Source organism: Fastidiosibacter lacustris (assembly GCF_003428155.1).
Lineage (GTDB): Bacteria > Pseudomonadota > Gammaproteobacteria > Francisellales > Francisellaceae > Caedibacter > Caedibacter lacustris.
Map to the genome: position 1 here is coordinate 1 of NZ_QLIR01000050.1, position 1273 is coordinate 1273.

The 1273-nt window shown below is 36.4% G+C and carries 1 pseudogene; it reads right to left on the bottom strand.

The annotated features are described in order from the left end of the window. A pseudogene (locus DNJ77_RS09820) lies at positions 1-123 on the bottom strand (IS481 family transposase); the annotation flags it as partial. Positions 124-1273 lie beyond the last annotated feature (1150 nt).

Below are 1273 nucleotides of genomic sequence, written 5' to 3' on the forward strand. Positions count from 1 at the left end.
AAATTCCTGCAATATGGTTTTATGAAACCGCTCACATATCCCATTGGTCTGTGGTGATGCTGCCTTTGTTTTAGTGTGTTCTATATCTTGGATAGCTAGATACAACTGATAATCATGATGTTCAATTCTACTAATCACGTCTCTGCCAAGCAACGACCAGCGACTTTCAGTAGAGCAGATATCACCACCATCATGTCCACCCACGTGATGACAAGAGATAACAGGTGATACTACAGGTTGGATTCGTGTATATTTAATCCACGCTTTTTTATGTGCGCTATAGATTATTGCAACAGTTTTATTACTCTGAATGTACTGTGTACCATTAGGTGCAAAAATATCACTGGCTGAACTTTGATAATAATGTTCAGTTGAATAACCAATATGGCTTGAGGGGGATGAAATGACTGTCACAGTATTGTCATCCACCGTCTGCAATTTGGTTACAGTAAAACTACTGCCTCTAGTGCTTTCATACGCAGGGGTAAAACGGAAATCATATTTGCCATCACTTAATAGTGACAAACGAACATTAAAACGAAATATCAAACCATCGTCCAGAGGAATGCTAATTAAGCCAGTTTGCAGATATTTATTGCCTTTAAATGGCGTTATTTGTAATAATTCACTGCCATTTGACGCTGCAACCAATGGATTATTAGGTGTGCTTGCCCCTTTACTCGCCAGCAACGTTGCTTTAGGTAAAACCTTGCCTTGTTTTTTATCTGTTCTTGATTTTTGCTTTGGGTTTCAACATTACTTTCAGCTTTATCTGTAGTTTGTGCACCATAAGCAAATACGCTCAGGCACAACACACTGCATGTAATTATTTTTTTCTTCACATCGACTTTATAGCAGAATTATCGTGGGTGCGCATTTTAACACAACTTAAAATTAAATAAACACTGTCACAAAATATTTAGCTATACAAATTGGTTGTAGAGTTTTTTCTAGATTTAATAAAACAATGATCAGTTTCAATGGGTTTTTACACATTGCGGGGGAGTTTAATATGGCTGCGATAAAAAAATTTGGTTCACAGAACCTAGCTTATGCTTGCCTGCCTTAGTTATTTTATTGGAATTGCATGATCTGCAGCATACATCAATTTTCGCCATTTTTGATTTGATTTTTGATTAGAGTTCCTTCCAAACCGTATTTAATCTAGCAAAATAGCTATTTAAAAATTAAAGGTGGATATGATCAATGAGATGGGAAACGATAAACAAGTTAGCAGCAGATGAGTTTCGTCGTTTAACAGGTGTAAAAAAGC